This window comes from Campylobacter sp. DY7 (genome assembly GCF_057802535.1).
This window is the reverse complement of the sequence record NZ_JBYJAU010000001.1, coordinates 175,829-192,910: the sequence shown is the minus strand read 5'-3', so window position 1 is coordinate 192,910 and position 17,082 is coordinate 175,829. Positions and strand designations below refer to the sequence as shown.

General features: G+C 27.8%; 18 protein-coding genes. 16 read left to right on the top strand and 2 right to left on the bottom strand.

The genetic code is table 11. The features are described from left to right. Window positions 1–24: 24 nt before the first annotated feature. Together nhaD and guaA are read left to right on the top strand one after the other, a co-directional pair. A complete protein-coding gene (gene nhaD, locus AC1B00_RS00970) occupies window positions 25–1,320 on the top strand; it encodes a sodium:proton antiporter NhaD (RefSeq protein WP_239816836.1) in 1,296 nt (431 codons plus the stop codon). A gap of 12 nt (window positions 1,321–1,332) precedes the next feature. Then, window positions 1,333–2,868 carry a glutamine-hydrolyzing GMP synthase gene (gene guaA / locus AC1B00_RS00965; protein ID WP_488847692.1) on the top strand — a complete coding sequence of 512 codons (1,536 nt, stop codon included), beginning with the start codon at window positions 1,333–1,335 and terminating at the stop codon, window positions 2,866–2,868. 215 nt (window positions 2,869–3,083) lie between these two features. On the opposite strand, the gene AC1B00_RS00960 is transcribed toward guaA, so the two are convergent. Together AC1B00_RS00960 and AC1B00_RS00955 are read right to left on the bottom strand one after the other, a co-directional pair. Further along, entirely contained in the window at window positions 3,084–3,617 is a 534-nt protein-coding gene (locus AC1B00_RS00960) for a hypothetical protein (RefSeq protein WP_488847691.1), read from the bottom strand. Between the two features lie 79 nt (window positions 3,618–3,696). Further along, window positions 3,697–4,341, bottom strand: a complete 645-nt coding sequence (locus AC1B00_RS00955; RefSeq protein ID WP_239816833.1) for a thioredoxin domain-containing protein — start codon at window positions 4,339–4,341, stop codon at window positions 3,697–3,699. Between the two features lie 122 nt (window positions 4,342–4,463). Between AC1B00_RS00955 and AC1B00_RS00950 the strand changes: the two genes are divergently transcribed. The 14 genes from AC1B00_RS00950 (at window position 4,464) to AC1B00_RS00885 (ending at window position 17,032) form a co-directional block, all read left to right on the top strand. Continuing rightward, window positions 4,464–5,033, top strand: a complete 570-nt coding sequence (locus AC1B00_RS00950) for a YceI family protein (protein ID WP_239816832.1) — start codon at window positions 4,464–4,466, stop codon at window positions 5,031–5,033. Between the two features lie 50 nt (window positions 5,034–5,083). Further along, the gene (gene abc-f, locus AC1B00_RS00945; protein ID WP_488847690.1) at window positions 5,084–7,021 is read left to right on the top strand and encodes a ribosomal protection-like ABC-F family protein; all 1,938 of its coding nucleotides are present in this window, start codon (window positions 5,084–5,086) and stop codon (window positions 7,019–7,021) included. Next, window positions 7,008–8,195, top strand: a complete 1,188-nt coding sequence (locus tag AC1B00_RS00940; protein ID WP_488847689.1) for a M48 family metallopeptidase — start codon at window positions 7,008–7,010, stop codon at window positions 8,193–8,195. The genes abc-f and AC1B00_RS00940 overlap by 14 nt, the downstream gene beginning before the upstream one ends. After that, on the top strand, window positions 8,179–8,982 hold the full coding sequence (locus AC1B00_RS00935) for a HemK/PrmC family methyltransferase (RefSeq protein WP_488847688.1): 804 nt from the start codon (window positions 8,179–8,181) through the stop codon (window positions 8,980–8,982). Before AC1B00_RS00940 ends, AC1B00_RS00935 begins: the two co-directional genes overlap by 17 nt. Further along, window positions 8,969–9,406, top strand: coding sequence for a DUF4149 domain-containing protein (locus tag AC1B00_RS00930; RefSeq protein WP_488847687.1), 438 nt, complete (start codon window positions 8,969–8,971; stop codon window positions 9,404–9,406). Before AC1B00_RS00935 ends, AC1B00_RS00930 begins: the two co-directional genes overlap by 14 nt. Window positions 9,407–9,439: 33 nt before the next feature. After that, the gene (locus AC1B00_RS00925; protein WP_488847686.1) at window positions 9,440–9,820 is read left to right on the top strand and encodes a hypothetical protein; all 381 of its coding nucleotides are present in this window, start codon (window positions 9,440–9,442) and stop codon (window positions 9,818–9,820) included. 146 nt (window positions 9,821–9,966) lie between these two features. Continuing rightward, a complete protein-coding gene (locus tag AC1B00_RS00920) occupies window positions 9,967–10,785 on the top strand; it encodes a substrate-binding domain-containing protein (RefSeq protein WP_488847685.1) in 819 nt (272 codons plus the stop codon). After that, a complete protein-coding gene (gene pstC, locus AC1B00_RS00915; RefSeq protein ID WP_488847684.1) occupies window positions 10,778–11,608 on the top strand; it encodes a phosphate ABC transporter permease subunit PstC in 831 nt (276 codons plus the stop codon). Before AC1B00_RS00920 ends, pstC begins: the two co-directional genes overlap by 8 nt. Further along, on the top strand, window positions 11,595–12,386 hold the full coding sequence (locus tag AC1B00_RS00910) for a PstA family ABC transporter permease (protein ID WP_488847683.1): 792 nt from the start codon (window positions 11,595–11,597) through the stop codon (window positions 12,384–12,386). Before pstC ends, AC1B00_RS00910 begins: the two co-directional genes overlap by 14 nt. Beyond that, on the top strand, window positions 12,383–13,132 hold the full coding sequence (pstB, locus tag AC1B00_RS00905; protein ID WP_488847682.1) for a phosphate ABC transporter ATP-binding protein PstB: 750 nt from the start codon (window positions 12,383–12,385) through the stop codon (window positions 13,130–13,132). Before AC1B00_RS00910 ends, pstB begins: the two co-directional genes overlap by 4 nt. Then, window positions 13,116–13,802, top strand: coding sequence for a response regulator transcription factor (locus AC1B00_RS00900; RefSeq protein WP_488847681.1), 687 nt, complete (start codon window positions 13,116–13,118; stop codon window positions 13,800–13,802). Before pstB ends, AC1B00_RS00900 begins: the two co-directional genes overlap by 17 nt. Window positions 13,803–13,886: 84 nt before the next feature. Further along, on the top strand, window positions 13,887–14,336 hold the full coding sequence (accB, locus tag AC1B00_RS00895; protein WP_239816826.1) for an acetyl-CoA carboxylase biotin carboxyl carrier protein: 450 nt from the start codon (window positions 13,887–13,889) through the stop codon (window positions 14,334–14,336). Window positions 14,337–14,346: 10 nt separating this feature from the next. Next, on the top strand, window positions 14,347–15,681 hold the full coding sequence (locus AC1B00_RS00890) for an acetyl-CoA carboxylase biotin carboxylase subunit (RefSeq protein ID WP_239816825.1): 1,335 nt from the start codon (window positions 14,347–14,349) through the stop codon (window positions 15,679–15,681). Between the two features lie 43 nt (window positions 15,682–15,724). Further along, complete coding sequence (locus tag AC1B00_RS00885; protein WP_488847680.1) at window positions 15,725–17,032, top strand: MATE family efflux transporter; 1,308 nt, start codon at window positions 15,725–15,727, stop codon at window positions 17,030–17,032. Window positions 17,033–17,082 lie beyond the last annotated feature (50 nt).

Genomic DNA, 17,082 nt, shown 5'->3' with positions numbered 1-17,082 from the left:
ACATTTTTTAAAAAAGGAGCTTCAATGGAAATCACATTTTCATGGGCGGGAATTTTATGTTTGGTGATATTTATCATCGGTTATTATTTTATAGCAGCTGAGGATAAATATCATATAAACAAAACAAAACCTGCAATATTTATCGGAACTTTAATGTTTATTATTTTAGGTATGTTTTTAGCAATTAACGGCAAAAGCACCGAGCCTTTAGAAGAAGAAGTAAAGGCTTTGATTGAAGAAATTGCTGAAATTGTATTTTTCTTAATGGTTGCTATGACTTATATTGAGGCATTGATTGAGCGAAATGTATTTAATACATTAAAATATAAACTAGTTACGAAAGGCTATACTTATAGAAAATTGTTTTGGCTTACAGGTCTTTTAGCATTTTTCATCTCTCCAGTAGCTGATAATCTAACAACAGCTTTAATTCTTTCTACTGTTTTACTTACAATTGATAGCGAGAAAAAAGAGTTTTTGGTTCCTGGGGCGATAAATATAGTTGTAGCTGCTAATGCAGGTGGTGCTTGGAGTCCATTTGGAGATATTACAACTCTTATGGTTTGGACAGCTGGAAAAAGTCCATTTATAGACTTTTTTGCTTTATTTCCTGCTAGTTTTATTGGCTGGTGGCTTACTGCATTTTTACTAAGTCGTTATGTGCCTAATGTTAAGCCTAATTTTGATACTAAATCAATGGAAGTTGAATGTATTAAAGAAGGTGGTAAGGCTATTATTTTATTAGGGGCTTTAACAATTGCTAGTGCTGTTTTAATGCATTCATTATTTGGCTTACCTGCTATGTGGGGAATGATGTTTGGCTTATCATTATTAAGCATTTATACATATAGATTTAATGTATCTCGTGGTAAAAAAGATATAAATATTTTTCATTATATGACTAAAATTGAGATGGATACATTATTATTCTTCTTTGGTATTTTAGCAGCTGTTGGAGCATTGCACTTTGCAGGATGGCTTGCTTACGCATCTAAACTTTATGATATTGCTGGAGTTACTACTACAAATATTGGAGTAGGGCTTTTAAGTGCAGTTGTTGATAATGTGCCTGTTATGAGTGCAGTTCTTAAAGCAAATCCAAATATGAATATAGATGATTGGCTTTTAGTAACCTTAACTGCTGGAATAGGTGGCTCATTAATTAGCTTTGGCTCAGCAGCTGGAGTTGGTGTAATGGGTAAAATGCGTGGAATTTATACATTTGGATCACATATGAAATATGCTTGGACTATTTTATTAGGTTATATTCTAAGTATTATTATTTGGTGGTTACAATTTGAGTATTTTGATTTATATTAGGAAAGGAATTTAATGGAAAAAGCAGATATTTTAGTGCTTGACTTTGGGTCGCAATACACCCAATTAATTGCCAGAAGGCTAAGAGAACAAGGAGTTTATACTCTAATTTTACCTTTTAATATTAGTGCAAATGAAATTAAAAGCTATGAGCCTAAAGGTATTATTTTAAGCGGTGGTCCTGCTAGCGTTTATGCAAACGATGCTTATTTTTGCGATAAAGCGATTTTTGATTTAGGATTACCGATTTTAGGAATTTGCTATGGAATGCAATTGATGGCTCATCATTTTGGAGCAGTTGTTGCACCTGCAGGTCATAAAGAATATGGTAAAGCTAAGATTAGTGTTCAAGAAGATAGTTGTTTATTTAAAAACTTACCAAAATCACAAGTAGTGTGGATGAGCCATTCTGATAAGGTTGAGAATTTACCTGCTGGATTTAAAACAATAGCAATTAGCGAAAACAGCCCATTTTGTGCTTATGGAAATGATGAGAAAAAAATGTATGCACTACAATTTCACCCAGAAGTGCAACATAGTGAATTTGGTAAAAATATCCTTAAAAACTTTGCAAAATATGTATGTAATTGCGAAAGCGTTTGGAATATGGGTTCATTTGCTAAAACACAAATTGAAAAGATTAAAGAGCAAGTTGGAGATAAAAAAGTTCTTTGTGCAATTAGTGGTGGTGTAGATAGTAGCGTTGTTGCTGCGCTTTTAGCAAGTGCTATAAAAGATCAAACTATTTTAGTTTTCGTAGATACTGGACTACTTAGAAAGAATGAAAAAGAGCAAGTAGAAAATATGCTTAAATTAAAGTTCGGTATAGAACTTAATACTATTGATGCTAGAGAAATCTTTTTGACAAAATTAAAAGGTGTAACAGACCCAGAAACTAAGCGTAAAATTATCGGAAATACTTTCATTGAAATATTTGAAGATTTTGCAAAAAAACAAGAAGGCGTTGAGTTTTTAGCACAAGGAACTTTATATACTGATATTATTGAAAGTAGCGTTGTAGGTAGTTCAAAAACAATTAAAAGCCATCATAATGTAGGTGGCTTACCAGAAAAAATGAATTTAAAATTAGTTGAGCCTTTAAAAGAAATATTTAAAGACGAAGTAAGATTACTTGGACTTGAACTAGGTCTTACTAAAGATTTAGTATATCGCCATCCTTTCCCAGGTCCAGGTCTAGCGATTAGAATTATGGGTGAAGTAAATGAAGAAAGCTTAAATATTTTAAAAGAAGCTGATGATATTTTCATTCAAGAACTTAAAGCTAATGGCTATTATGATAAAACATGGCAGGCATTCTGCGTATTATTAAATGTAAAGAGCGTTGGAGTTATGGGAGATAATAGAACCTATGATAATGCAATAGCTCTAAGAGCAGTAGATGCAAGCGATGGAATGACAGCGACATTCTCACACTTACCTTATGAATTACTTGAAAATGTAAGTAGAAGAATCATAAATGAAGTTAATGGAATTAATAGAGTAGTTTATGATATTTCAAGTAAGCCACCTGCAACTATTGAGTGGGAATAAGATTTTTAATTTCTTAATTCATTAATTTGAATTAAGAAATTTATTTTTTATATATTTTAAATTCCTATTTTAAATTTTTCTTTTGTTTTTTAATTAAATCATCTTTTTTAGTGCTTTATATTTATGTAAAATTTAGGAATTTGAATTAGGAATTAAGGCTTTAGATTTATGTAATAATTGAAGCTAATTTCTATTTCAAATTCTTTAAAATAAGCTTATTTTCTATCTTGTTTATAGTATATTTCGTTTATTTGATTATCTTGCAGTTTTATTGCTATATCAACTGGATTTTTATAAATAGTATCTTGAAAATACAGCATATTATTCTTTTCATTTTTTCTAAATCCATATTCTTTTAGATATTTAAGAATTTCATCATTGTTTTTATCTAGCAACATAGCATCGAGTTCTTTTGTAGTAACTTCATTTATTATGCAATATCTTTGATTTTCAAAGCAAGTTTTATTAGCATTTATGATTTTTGCTATTAAGTCATTTGGCTCTTTTATAAAATATTCATAGTATTTATAAGCAGAAACTAAAGCTAAAATTATTAAAAAATATTTATTAAATTTGATTTCATCTAATCTCTTTTTTAAACTTCCATAAGCAGCAGAAAGCAAAATCGCAGATACAAAATAATAAGCAAAATCAAAGCCCATAAAAAGCTCAATCAAGCCAACAACTACGCATAACCAAGATAAATAATAAGATAAATATTGTAAAAGTTTTATAAGTTTATATTTCATTTCGCTCTTTCTTTAATTCAAATACCAAAATCACAAGAATTTGAATTAGGAATTATTTAGGATTTACCTTAGTAAATCCTTATTTTAGTTTTGAAAGTTCTTCAATTATATCAATTAAATCTTGTGGAGATTTTGCGTGAGCTAAATTGATTACATATTTTCCATTAACGATGAAAGCTGGAGTACCATAAGTATTAGCTATTTCGTCAGCTGCATCATTTACGCTTGCTAAATACTTTCCTTCTGGGCTTTCTATGAATTTTTCTAGTTTTTTCTTTGAGATTTCAAGTAGTGTTAAACCTGCTTTATAAAATTCATCAGGGTTATTATTCCAAGTATTTTTATTTTTAAATAAATCTATAAAATAAGCACTTGCTAATTTGTGATGTAAGCTGTTTTTATCAACTAGACTTAATTTATTTTTTTCATCTTGATATTTTGCATAGTTTAATAAATTAGCCATTTCTTTACCAAATTGTCCCCAAGATTTAACCATTAAAGACTTGATTTCAAGATTAGGTAATTTTTCGCTAATTAATCCTAAAGTATTGTAATTATGGTGTAAATAACAATGCGAGCATTGATAAGACCAAACTTCAGTTAAAGAATTATTAGAATTTGAAATAGGATTTTCAAGTACATTGTATTCAACACCTTCGCTTAGAGCAAATAGGTTTGAGCTTAATATTAAAGCAAAAGTTATTGTTTTTAATTTTTTAAACATTTTTTCTCCTTAAAAAAATTGCATTAATATATAAGATTTAAATTAATAAAAATTTATTCCAAATGATAATGATTAACATAATTTAGTATAATTTCATCACATTTTAAAAAAAAGGATTAAAAATGAAAAAGTTATTTTCTTCAATTATCGCAACAGCGATTTTAAGTTCAGGTGCTTATGCAATTAATATTGATGAAGCTAGCGTTAAAGCGCATTTCGTTGGCTTTAAAATGGCTAAAAAACTAGGCGTTCCTGGTGTTATTGATGATGCTAAATTTGAATTTGGTAAAACAAGTGGTTCGGTTGTAGATATTTTAAACGAAGTTAAAGCTAGTTTAGATTTTGCTAATGAAAATACAAAAGATAAGGTTCGTGAAAATAATATCCATAGAACATACATTGCAAATCTTAAAAATAGCAAAATTGAAGCAAGTTTAAAAGACGCAAAAGGTGATGAAACAAATGGAAGTGTAACAGGAGTTATTACTTTTAATGATGTTACAAAAGAAATTCCTATGACTTATAGTGTTGCTGATGGTAAATTAGTAGTAAAAGGTGAAATCAATATGAGAACAGATTTTAATACTGAAGATGCTTATATTGCACTTTCAACAGATAAGCAAATCGCAGCACTTCATGGCAAAAAGACTTGGGAAGAAGTTGAAATTTACTTTGATGTAGATGTTAAATAATCTTTAAAGGCTAGAATACTAGCCTTTAACTTACTTTAAGGATTATTTAATTGATTTTAATTGATTGTATTGATATAAGCAAAAATTACGGCGAAAAAGTTATTTTAAAAAATGTAAATTTTAGTATAAATGATGGCGAAAAAATCGCAATTATAGGTAAAAACGGGCAAGGCAAATCTACATTTTTAAAAATAATTACAAAAGAAATTGAACCAGATAATGGCAGAATACTTATAAATTCTAGCATTAGCTTTTCTATGCTTTCTCAAAGTATTAATAATGATTTAGATTTAAGTGTTGATGAATATATTAAGCTTGAGTTAGGCGATATTTTTAATGCTCTAAAAGAATATAATGAAATAAATGAAAAGCTTGCAACTAAGCCAGATGATAAAGAATTGCTTAAAAATCAGCAAATTTTATTTGAATTAATTGAGAGCAAAGATGCTTGGAGTATTGATAGTAAGATTACAAGAGCTTTAAAAGAATTTGAATTAGGAAGTTTTTTAAATAGAAGTTTAGCGTCTTTAAGTGGTGGAGAGCAAAGAAGATTAAGTCTTGCTTGTATGTTGCTTAAATCCCCTGATGTTTTAATACTTGATGAGCCAACGAATCACTTAGATGTAACTATGTGTAAATATCTTGAAGATATGTTAAAAGCTAGTAAAAAAAGCGTTATATTTATAAGCCATGATAGATATTTTATAGATAATGTGGCTAGTAAATGCGTAGAGATTGAAGATGGAATTTTAAGAGAATTTATGGGTGGATATAGCGATTATTTAAAGGCAAAAGCAAGATTGTTAGAAAGCCTTAATAAAAGCTATGAAACCTTAGTAAAACAGCTAAAAAGCGAAGAAGAATGGCTGCGTCGTGGGGTAAAAGCAAGGCTTAAGAGAAACGAAGGAAGAAAAGAGCGTATTTTTAAAATGCGAGAAGAAGCTAAGAAAAATCCTAGTATTTTAAATAGGCTAAGAGTTGAGCTTGCCCGTGCAAGTGATATAAAATCAAATCCACTCATAGCAAATAAGAAAAAAATGCTTTTTGAATTACACGATATTAGTTTAACATTAGGCGAAAAGTTATTGTTTAAGCCATTTAATGCAAGGATTTTGCAAGGTGAAAAAATAGCAATTGTTGGTAAAAATGGCTGTGGAAAATCAAGCTTTTTGCAAATCTTACTTGAAAAACTTCGCCCTAGCAGTGGATTTATTAAAAAAGGCGAGATAAATATAGGATATTTTGACCAGAAAAAAAGTGATTTAAAAGATGATGAAACTTTGATTGAATATTTTTGTCCAAATGGTGGAGATACAATAAATGTAAAGGGCTCTAATATGCATGTATATGGATATTTAAAGCATTTTTTATTTCCAAAAGAGCAATTAACCTATAAAATCGGCTCACTTAGTGGTGGTGAAAAAAGTAGGGTAGCTTTAGCAAAACTCTTTACAAAAGATTATGAAGTATTAATCTTAGATGAGCCTACGAATGATTTAGACATAGCTACAATTAATATTTTAGAGCAATATTTAATGGATTTTAAAGGGGCTTTAATATTTGTAAGTCATGATAGATATTTTACGGATAGACTTTCTACTAAGCTTTTTGCGTTTTCAAATCAAGAAATTAGCATAGAAACTATGAAATTTAGCGAATTGCTAGAATTAAACGATGAATTAAACGAGCTAAATGAAGAAATAGAAAATGATAAAATAAAGCCAAAAGAAGTAGAGCGTAAAAAAAGTGTAAAATTAAGCTATAAACAAAATAAGATTTTAGAAGAACACCCAAGTAAAATTGAAGAAATTGAAAAAGAAATTAGATTATTAAACGAATATTTAAGTGACCCAGCAAAATATGAAAAATACGGCATATTAACATTAAATGAAAGACTTGAGAATTTGAATTCGGAATTAGAGCTTTTAGAAAATGAATATTTTGAAGTTTTAGAACTTGCACAGGAGTTAGAAAATGCTAATAATTAGTATCATTAGTCTTGTTTTTATTGTTGAAACATTACTTAAATTACTTGAGATAAATCATATAAAAACCAAAACAAATAAAGGTTTTTTAAGCGATGAGCAATTTGTAGAGTTTAAAAATATTGCGATAGTTGAACATAAGTTTTCAATTCTTAATAATTTTTTAGCTTTAGTTTTAAATTGTGTGTTTATATTAGTGTTATTTAAGGTATTAAAAGTTCATTTTGAGCCTAATTCATTGCTAGATAATACTATTTTAGTATTGCTATATTTTGTGATTAATTCTTGCATTCTAACTTGTGTAGATTTTTATAAAACTATGGTTGTAGATACCAAGCATGGCTTTAATAAAAAAACACCTTTCATGTATTTTAAAGACCTTTTAAAATCACTAATTTTATTAGTAATTATAGGTGGAGCTTTAGTTTATATTTTGCTTTTTGCAATTGCTAAATTAGGCGAGTTTTGGTGGATAGGTGGCTTTGCGATATTATTTATCTTTAGTCTTTTAGCTATGGTTATTTATCCTAATTTTATTGTTCCTATGTTTAATAAATTAAGTCCTATTGAAGGCGAGTTAAAGGATAACATTCAAGCGTTATTAAATGATTGCGGTTTTAAGAGTAATGGAGTATTTAGCATGGATGCAAGTAAGAATGATACAAGGCTAAATGCTTATTTTGCTGGTATGTTTGGAGCAAAAAAGGTAGTTCTTTATGATACTTTGATTAATGCTATGAATAAAAATGAATTGTTAGCTGTTTTAGCACATGAATTAGGACATTTTAAAAATAAAGATATTTTAAAAATGCTTTTTATAAGTGGATTAAATCTTTTAATAACTTTTGCAATTTTTGGATATTTTTCAAGTTTTTTTGAAAATCAGTTTAATTTAGAAGGCTTTGTTTCTAGCTCATTATTTGCCTTTATTATGGTTGGTTCAGCAATATCTTTTGTTCTAAGTCCTATTTTAAATTCTATTTCAAGAAAGAATGAATTTAACGCAGATAAACACGGAGCTTTAAAAACAAGTAAAAGCGATATGATAAATGCTTTAAAAGTATTAGCAATTCACAATAAAGCCTTGCTAGATCATAACGCTATTTATGAAGCTATATATAAAACTCATCCAAGTTTAAGCAAAAGAATAAGTGCTCTAAATGATAGTAGCTTTTAATGAATTAAAAAGCTTAGTTGGAGATTTGATTGCTAAGCAAATTATTATGGAGTATTTTTCATTTTCATTGCTTGAATACTCACTTGCAAGAACAAATACTATAAGCGAAAATGATAGAAAAAACTTAATAAATATTGCAAATTTATATTTAAACAATATGCCTTTGCAATATATTTTCAAAAAAACTTATATAAAAGATTTAGAATTTTTATGCGAAAACGGAGTGTTAATTCCAAGGTGCGATACAGAAATTTTAATTGATTTAGCGACTAATTACATAAAAGAACATAATGTAAAAAATGCTTATGAAATAGGCTTTGGTAGTGGAATTATTAGTATATGTTTAAAGCTTTTTACAAATATTAATATAAAAGCTTGTGATATAAATAAAAAGGCTTTAGAGTTAGCTTGTAAAAATGCTAAAAAACATAATGTAGATTGCGATTTTCATCTAGCAGATTTTAATAGCTTATCATTTAAAAACTATGAATTAGTGGTATCAAATCCACCTTATATTAGCACAAATTATGCTTTAGATGAATACGTAAAAAAAGAGCCAAAAACAGCACTTTATGGTGGTAAAAAAGGCTATGAATTATTATTTAAAATTATTAAAAAATGTTATTTAGAAAATGTAAAATGCTTAATATGTGAATTTGGATACGATCAAAAAGAAGTTTTGAGAGAGTATTTAAAAGAATATAATTTTAAAGCTAGTTTTTATAAAGATTTAAATGGATTTGATAGAGTGTTTATAGCAGAAAGGTTAGATTATGAGAAAAATTAATGATTTTTTATTAGCAGGAATAATTTTTATTGAAATTTTTATAGGAATTGTAGTTGCTCCTATTATATTTTTTCCAAGTGAAATTATAGGAGATGGAATTTTAAGTCATTTAGAGAGTGGTTTGCTAATGACTCAAGTATTTGTAAAATTTAATTATTTGTTACTTTTTGTAAGCTTTTTTAATATTTTTTATGAAATTTTTACGAATAAATTAGCTAGCTTTAGAGTGTTTTTGAGCTTTTTAATAGTAATTTTGGCTTTAATTTTTGTTTTTTATTACACACAAAATGTTTTAAATATGCAAGAATTGGGCATAACTAATAGCGATGAGTTTAATACAAATCATAAGCAAAGCGAAATATTATTTAAAGTAATGGTAGTTTTACAATTTATTTTATTCTTTACTAAGAAAAAAGAAAAATAATGTATAATCGGCAAAATTTAAAAGGAGTTTAGCATGCAAATTAATAGTAGTATTCAAAGCAATGTGTTAATGGCTCAAAATAAACCTATTCAAAAAGTTGAAGATACTTCGGCAGAGCAAGTAAATGAGAAAAAAATAGGTGAAGAAAAATTAGGCGAGAAAAAATATCAAGAAATTTCAAATTTACAAGATGATATGATTTCAAAAGCCATGAATAATGCTAATAAATCTGATTTAAAAGAAGACTTAGCAAAAATTGAAGATAGCTTAAAAACTGCAACAAATAATGACAGAATGAAAAGCGAAGATTTTTCTAAGTTAAATGCTGATTTTTTAAAACAAAACGAAGAAAGTTTTAAAAACGCACAACAAGTTAGCTTAAATCAAAGTCAATTAGCTTCATTACTAGCTTAATCTAAAGGGCTTTTAGCCCTTTGTAATTCCTATTTCAAATTCTTTTAATTTAATTTATAAAATTTACATAAAATTTACATATTTTTGAAAATAACTTTTCAACTCACATTTATACTTTTAACGCTATTAAAAAATAAGGAGAAAAAATGAGAAAAATAGCGTTTTTAAGTTTAGTTGCAAGTTGCTTACTTGCAAATCCTATTAATGCGATTACAAGAGAAGAAGGTTCAGGAACTAGAAGTGCATTTGTTGAACTTTTTGATATTTCAAAAGAAATTAAGGGCAAAAAAGTTGATAATATTAGTCCAAAAATAGCTGTAACAAATTCAACTGGAGTAATGATAACAAGTGTTAAAAATGATAAATTTGCATTAGGTTATATATCTTTAGGTGCTTTAAATGAAGATTTAAAAGCGCTTAATATAGATAATATAAAGCCTAATATTGAAAATATAAAAAATAATTCTTATAAAATTTCAAGAGATTTTAATTTAGCAATTATTAAGCAATCTGATTTGATTAATGATTTTTTTGAGTATTTAAAATCAAATGAAGCTAACAAAATCATAAGTGATTTAAAATATATACCTTTAGAAAGCAAAGAATTTAAGAGCAAGCAATTAAGTGGAGAACTTATAATTCAAGGTTCAAGCTCAATATCTGCTTTAATGCAAAAATTAGCAAATGCTTATATGCAAATTAATAAAAATGCAAAAATAAAAGTATTAACAAGCGATTCATCAATGGGAATTAGTTCAATAATTAATAATATAGCAGATATTGCGATGGTTTCTAGAGATTTAAAACAAAGCGAATTAGAAAAGGGTCTTAAATCTATGGTTTTAGCAAAAGATGCAATAGTTATTATTGTAAATAAAGCAAATCCTTTAAATAATCTTTCAAGCAAAAATATAAAAGATATTTATGAAGGCAAAATCATAAATTATAAGGATTTAAGTGAGTAAAAATATATTTTTAGGCTTAGCACTAGCACTACTTTTAGTGCTAGGTAGTATTTGTTTATTTTTATTTATCGGCGCTTTTGATGCTTTTAAAAATATAGGAGTTTTTGAATTTTTATTTAGCAAGGATTATTATCCAAATCAAGAAATTTTTGGTGTTTTTTCTATGCTTGTTAATACGCTTTTAATAAGTTTTTTAAGTCTTTTATTAGCTAGTATTATAGGTGGGTTTTGCTCTATTTATATAGTATTTTTTGCTAAAGCTAAAATTAAAAGCATTTTTACTTTTATACTATCTATTTTATCAATGATTCCTTCGGTTCTTTATGGATTTTTTGCACTAGTTGTAATTGTTCCATTTATAGCAAGTATTAGCAATACATCAGGTAAGGGATTTTTAAGTGCTTTAATAATTCTTAGCATTATGATTTTACCAACTATTATTTTATTATTTTCTAGTTATTTAGATGCTGTAAATAAAGATTATTTTAAAGCTTCTTTAGCTTTAGGTTTATCAAGACAAAAATCAATAATTATTATGTTAAGAGCAGGTTTTAGCGGTATCTTAACAGCTTTAGTTTTGGCATTAGCAAGAGCTTTAGGAGAGGCTATGGCAGTAGTTATGGTTGCTGGAAATCAAGTTCAAATTCCAAGCACAATCCTAGAGGGCTTTAGAACTTTAAGTGCTAATATAGTTTTAGAAATGGGATATGCTGCAAATTTACATAAAAGTGCCTTGATTGCAAGTGGTTTTGTATTATTTATGATGATACTTTTAATTAATGTTTTTATAACTTTTTTAAAGGATAAAAATGTCAAAAATTAATACTTTTAAAATTTTAATGTATAGCTTTAGTTTTTTTGTAGCAGCAATTTTTGTGAGTATTTTTGCTTTTGTATTAATAAATGGCTTATCTCATATAAATTTAAAAATGTTTGATTTAAGTAGTGAAGAAAGCGTGATAATTTCAATTATTAATACAATAAATATAATTATTTCTAGCATATTTTTAGCAGGAATTTTTGGTATAGGTGGTAGTGTATATTTAGCATTTTATACCAAACAAAATAGCTTATTTTACAAGATAATTTCGCTAAGCTCAAATACTTTAGCTGCAATTCCATCAATAGTTTATGGGCTTTTTGGTTATTTAGCTTTTGTGATTTTTTGTGGTTTTAAGATTAGTTTTATATCAGGAACTCTAACTTTAAGCATTATGTGTATGCCAATTATTTTATCTAATACACTTGAAGCTATTAAATCAGTAGATATTACATATCAAAAAGCAGCCTATGCACTAGGTGCTTCAAAATTAAGAGTGGTGTATTTGGTTTTATTTACAGCTAAAAAAGAAATAATTTCAGGATTAATTTTATCTATTGCTAAGGTAATAAGCGAAAGTGCTGCATTAATTTATACCTTTGGAACATTAAATGAAATTGCTAGTTTAAATAGTAGTGGCAGAACCTTAAGTGTTCATTTGTATGTATTAGCAAGCGAAGGATTATATTTAGATAGTGCTTATGCAAGTAGTTTTATTTTAATGATATTTATTTTTATTATTTGTTTTATTATTAATTATTTACTTAGGAGAATTAAATGAATTGTTTTGAAATATCAAATATGAATTTGTATTATAAAGATTTTTTAGCATTAAAAGACATTAATTTAAGCTTTGCTAAAAATAAAGTTCATGCTTTAATCGGACCTAGTGGTTGTGGAAAGTCTAGCTTTTTAAGCACATTAAATAAAATGGTAGATTTAATTGAATATGCAAAAATCACAGGAGAAATTAGATATGAAAATAAAGATATTTATAAAGATTACGATACTAATTCATTAAGAAAGGAAGTAGGGCTTATATTTCAAAAACCAAATCCATTTTTAATGAGTATATACGAAAATATAACTTTTGCTCCAAAGTCTTATGGAATTAAAAATAAAAATGATTTAGATGAAATTGTAGAAAATTCTTTAAAAAAAGCTGCTTTATTTGATGAGCTAAAAGATAGATTAAAACAAAATGCAAGCTCTTTAAGTGGTGGTCAGCAACAAAGATTATGTATAGCAAGAGCTTTAGCTATAAATCCAAAAGTATTATTAATGGATGAGCCAACTTCAGCACTTGATCCAATAGGCGTTGCAAAGATTGAAGAGCTTATACAAGAATTAAAACAAAACCATACAATAATAATAGTTACTCATAATATGCAGCAAGCTGCAAGAATATCAGATACTACTTCATTTTTTTTAAATAAAGAAGTAGTAGAATCGGATAATACTTATAATATTTTTAATAATGCAAAAGATACAAGAACTAAGGATTATATAAATGGTAAATTCGGTTAAGATTTTTGTATTAGAAGATGATTTAAATATAAATGAATTAATTAATTATGCTTTAAAATCAAACGAATTTGAAGTAAGGTGCTTTTATGAAGCTTCTAAATTATATGAAGCATTAGAAAAAGAAATATGCGATATTTTAGTTCTTGATATAATGCTTCCTTATGAAGATGGTTTTAGTGTTTTAAAAAATCTTAAGGCTAGTCATAAAACAAAAAATATTCAAATATTATTATTGAGTGCTTTAGATAGTGAATTAGATAAGGTAAAAGGACTTGATTTAGGTGCAAGTGATTATATTACAAAGCCATTTTCAATTTTAGAATTTTTAGCAAGAATTAAAAATATTTTAAGATATTCTAAGAAAAATAAAAATTTAATATTATTAAACAAATTAAGCGTAGATTTAGATGCTAGATTAGTAAAGCTTGATGATGAAGTTATTAATTTAACATTGAAAGAATATGAATTATTATTGCTTTTTATACAAAATCCTAATCAATGTTTTAGTAAAGATAGCTTATTTGAATTGATTTGGGGTGGGATTTATTCAAGTAGAACTATTGATATTCATATAAATACTTTAAGAACCAAGCTTAAAGAATATGGCAAATGTATCAAAACGATACATAAAATGGGTTATAAGTTTGAAAATCCAAAGAATTTGAATTAGGAATTGAAATTAATAATATTTTATATTTTATTTTTGTTATATTTAAATGACTAGAATTGCTAGAATTTTATATCAGGAGAAAAAATGAAAAGAGAAGAAATAAAAGAATTAATAGATATGTTTGCACAAGCAAATATAGGCAAAATCAAAATCAAAGAAGGAGATTTTGAAATAAGCCTAGAAAAGCAAGGAACTGTTGTTGAATGCGCTCCAATTCCTGCAGCTATGCCACATGCAGCACCAGCTCCAATAAATGTAAATGTAGTAAATGAAGCTCAACCGGTTAAAAATTCACACCCAACAATTACAAGCCCAATGGTAGGAACTTTCTATCAAGCACCAAGCCCAGGAGCAGCACCATTCGTAAAAGTTGGTCAAACAGTAAGAAAAGGCGATACTATTTGCATTATTGAGGCAATGAAGATTATGAATGAAATTGAAGCTGAGTTTGATTGCAAAATTGTAAGTGCATTAGTAGAAGATGGACAACCTGTGGAGTTTGGAACAGAATTATTTGCAGTTGAAAAACTATAAGTAGGTAATTATGAGAGAAATTAAAAAAATATTAATTGCAAATCGTGGTGAAATAGCCCTAAGAGCTATTAGAACGATTAAAGAAATGGGAAAAGAAGCGATTTGTATATATTCAAGTGCTGATAAAGATGCTTTATACTTAAAATATTGCGATGCAAGTATTTGCGTTGGTGGTCCAAAGTCAAGCGAAAGTTATTTAAATATTCCATCAATTATAAGCGCTGCAGAATTATGTGGTGCTGATGCGATTTTTCCAGGTTATGGATTTTTAAGTGAAAATCAAAATTTCGTTGAAATTTGTGAGCGTCATAATATTAAATTCATTGGTCCAAGCGTAGAAGCTATGAATACTATGAGTGATAAAAGTAAAGCTAAGCAAGTTATGAAAAGAGCAGGCGTTCCAGTAATTCCTGGTAGTGATGGAGCTATAAAAGATGTTAATATGGCTAAAGAACTAGCAGAAGAAATGGGCTATCCTGTTATTTTAAAAGCTGCTGCAGGTGGTGGCGGCCGTGGTATGCGTGTAGTTGAAAAAGCTGCAGATTTAGAAAAAGCATACTGGTCAGCAGAAAGCGAAGCAACAAGTGCATTTGGTGATGGAAGAATGTATATAGAAAAATATATCAAAAACCCACGCCATATAGAAGTGCAAATTATAGGAGATAGCTTTGGTAATGTTATTCATGTAGGAGAGCGTGATTGCTCTATGCAAAGAAGACATCAAAAGCTAATAGAAGAAAGTCCTGCGAAGATTTTAACTCCTGAAACAAGAGCGAAATTACTTGAAACTGCAGTAAGAGCTGCAAAAGCGATAGGATATGAAGGTGCTGGAACATTTGAGTTTTTATTAGATGATTATCAAAACTTTTATTTCATTGAAATGAATACAAGACTTCAAGTTGAGCACTGCGTAAGTGAAATGTGTAGTGGTGAAGATATAATCCGCCATATGATAAATGTAGCAGAAGGAAAAGCTCTACCTAAACAAGAAGAAATAAGCTTTAAAGGTCATTCAATTGAGTGCAGAATTACAGCAGAAGACCCTAAGACATTTACTCCTTGTCCTGGAAAAATCACAAGATATTCAGCTCCAGGTGGTGCAAATGTAAGAATGGAAAGCCATATTTATCAAGATTATTCAGTTCCGCCGTTTTATGATAGTATGATTGGTAAGCTTGTAGTTTGGGCTCCAACTAGAGAAATGGCAATTCATAAAATGAAATGCGCTTTACAAGAATTAATTGTAGGTGGAATTAAAACTACAAAAGATTTTCATATTTCTATGATGGAAAATCCTGATTTTATTAATAATAAATTTGATACAAACTATTTATCAAGAAGATAATTCCTAAATGAAATTCTTTAAGAATTTCATTTAGCTAAACAACATGAAAGAAATCAATTTTTTTAAATTATCTTTAAATATCTACTTAGAAATGTTGCTAAGATTTAGCTCGGTAGTTATAAATACTATTATGATTAGCAGATACAATGTATTTTTAATAGGAGCTATGAGTAGTGCTAATCAAATCTTTATAATAGCTACTACGATTTTTTCATTCTTATCAATTGGCTCTAGCGTATTAATCTCTCAAGCACTAGGAGCAAATAACAAAAATCTAGCAATAAAATCAGCTCATATAAGCTTATCTTTTAATGTGATTTTAGGAATATTTATATTTTTTATAATTCATTTCTTTGATTTTAAAATGCTTAAATTACTCAATGTTCCTGATGAGATTTTCAACTATTCTTTGATTTATTTACAAACTATTGCTTATGTAATCTTGCTTGATTGCGTAAATATAGCATTATCATCGGTAATTAGAACCTATGCAAAAGCAAAAGAACTTATGATAGTTTCACTTGTGATGAATGCTGTTAATATAATTTTTAATGCGATATTTTTGTATAAATATGATTTAGGATTATTTGGCGTTGGGATTTCAAGTATTATTTCAAGAATTGTTTGCCTTATTATGCTTGTTTATATTTATTTTAAGATTGCAAAATTACGCATATACTTTAAGTTATTTTTCAATATTAATAAAGATATTTTTAAAAAGATTTTAACAATAGGCGGCTTTAGTGCTGGTGAAAACCTACTTTGGTCGGCTCAATATATGGTGATTTTTGCTTTTGTTGGCTTGCTCGGAAAAGACGCAATGAGTATTCAGAGCATATTTTTTCAAATTTCAATGTTTATTTTTACAACGAGTTCGGCTTTAAGTGTTGCAAATGAGATAATTATAGGAAGATTAGTAGGGGCAAAAGAATACGAAAAAGCGTATAAACATAGCTTTGTAATTTTAAAAATAGCAATAATTTTAAGCTTTATTTTTGCTAGTTTTGTGTTTATATTTCAAGATTATATTTTTAAAGCACTTGATTTAAATGATGATTTGATTAAGATTATTAAGCCACTTTTTATTATTTCTTTTGTTTTAGAGACTTCAAGGGCTATGAATATCGTTATGGTAAATTCGCTTAGAGCGAGTAGTGATGCTGCATATCCATTTTATATGGGAATTATTTTTATGTGGGGAGTTAGTGTTCCTTTGGCTTATATTTTAGGAATACATTTTGGCTTTGCAATGGTTGGGATTTGGAGTGCCTTTGTAGCCGATGAGTTCTTGCGTGGGCTTGCAAATACATATCGTTGGAAGAGTAAAAAATGGCAGAATAAAACAAGCTAAATAAGGATTAGATCTTGCAAAAAGAACAAATTATATACAATATTTAAAGC

What these genes read in the sequence shown, in the direction of transcription:
- nhaD (WP_239816836.1), top strand. Translation starts at nt 25, where the DNA reads ATGGAAATCACATTTTCATGGGCGGGAATTTTATGTTTGGTGATATTT.
- AC1B00_RS00955 (WP_239816833.1), bottom strand. Translation starts at nt 4,341, where the DNA reads ATGTTTAAAAAATTAAAAACAATAACTTTTGCTTTAATATTAAGCTCA.
- accB (WP_239816826.1), top strand. Translation starts at nt 13,887, where the DNA reads ATGAAAAGAGAAGAAATAAAAGAATTAATAGATATGTTTGCACAAGCA.
- guaA (WP_488847692.1), top strand. Translation starts at nt 1,333, where the DNA reads ATGGAAAAAGCAGATATTTTAGTGCTTGACTTTGGGTCGCAATACACC.
- AC1B00_RS00935 (WP_488847688.1), top strand. Translation starts at nt 8,179, where the DNA reads ATGATAGTAGCTTTTAATGAATTAAAAAGCTTAGTTGGAGATTTGATT.
- AC1B00_RS00925 (WP_488847686.1), top strand. Translation starts at nt 9,440, where the DNA reads ATGCAAATTAATAGTAGTATTCAAAGCAATGTGTTAATGGCTCAAAAT.
- AC1B00_RS00920 (WP_488847685.1), top strand. Translation starts at nt 9,967, where the DNA reads ATGAGAAAAATAGCGTTTTTAAGTTTAGTTGCAAGTTGCTTACTTGCA.
- AC1B00_RS00940 (WP_488847689.1), top strand. Translation starts at nt 7,008, where the DNA reads ATGCTAATAATTAGTATCATTAGTCTTGTTTTTATTGTTGAAACATTA.
- pstB (WP_488847682.1), top strand. Translation starts at nt 12,383, where the DNA reads ATGAATTGTTTTGAAATATCAAATATGAATTTGTATTATAAAGATTTT.
- AC1B00_RS00960 (WP_488847691.1), bottom strand. Translation starts at nt 3,617, where the DNA reads ATGAAATATAAACTTATAAAACTTTTACAATATTTATCTTATTATTTA.
- AC1B00_RS00910 (WP_488847683.1), top strand. Translation starts at nt 11,595, where the DNA reads ATGTCAAAAATTAATACTTTTAAAATTTTAATGTATAGCTTTAGTTTT.
- AC1B00_RS00900 (WP_488847681.1), top strand. Translation starts at nt 13,116, where the DNA reads ATGGTAAATTCGGTTAAGATTTTTGTATTAGAAGATGATTTAAATATA.
- AC1B00_RS00950 (WP_239816832.1), top strand. Translation starts at nt 4,464, where the DNA reads ATGAAAAAGTTATTTTCTTCAATTATCGCAACAGCGATTTTAAGTTCA.
- AC1B00_RS00930 (WP_488847687.1), top strand. Translation starts at nt 8,969, where the DNA reads ATGAGAAAAATTAATGATTTTTTATTAGCAGGAATAATTTTTATTGAA.
- AC1B00_RS00890 (WP_239816825.1), top strand. Translation starts at nt 14,347, where the DNA reads ATGAGAGAAATTAAAAAAATATTAATTGCAAATCGTGGTGAAATAGCC.
- AC1B00_RS00885 (WP_488847680.1), top strand. Translation starts at nt 15,725, where the DNA reads ATGAAAGAAATCAATTTTTTTAAATTATCTTTAAATATCTACTTAGAA.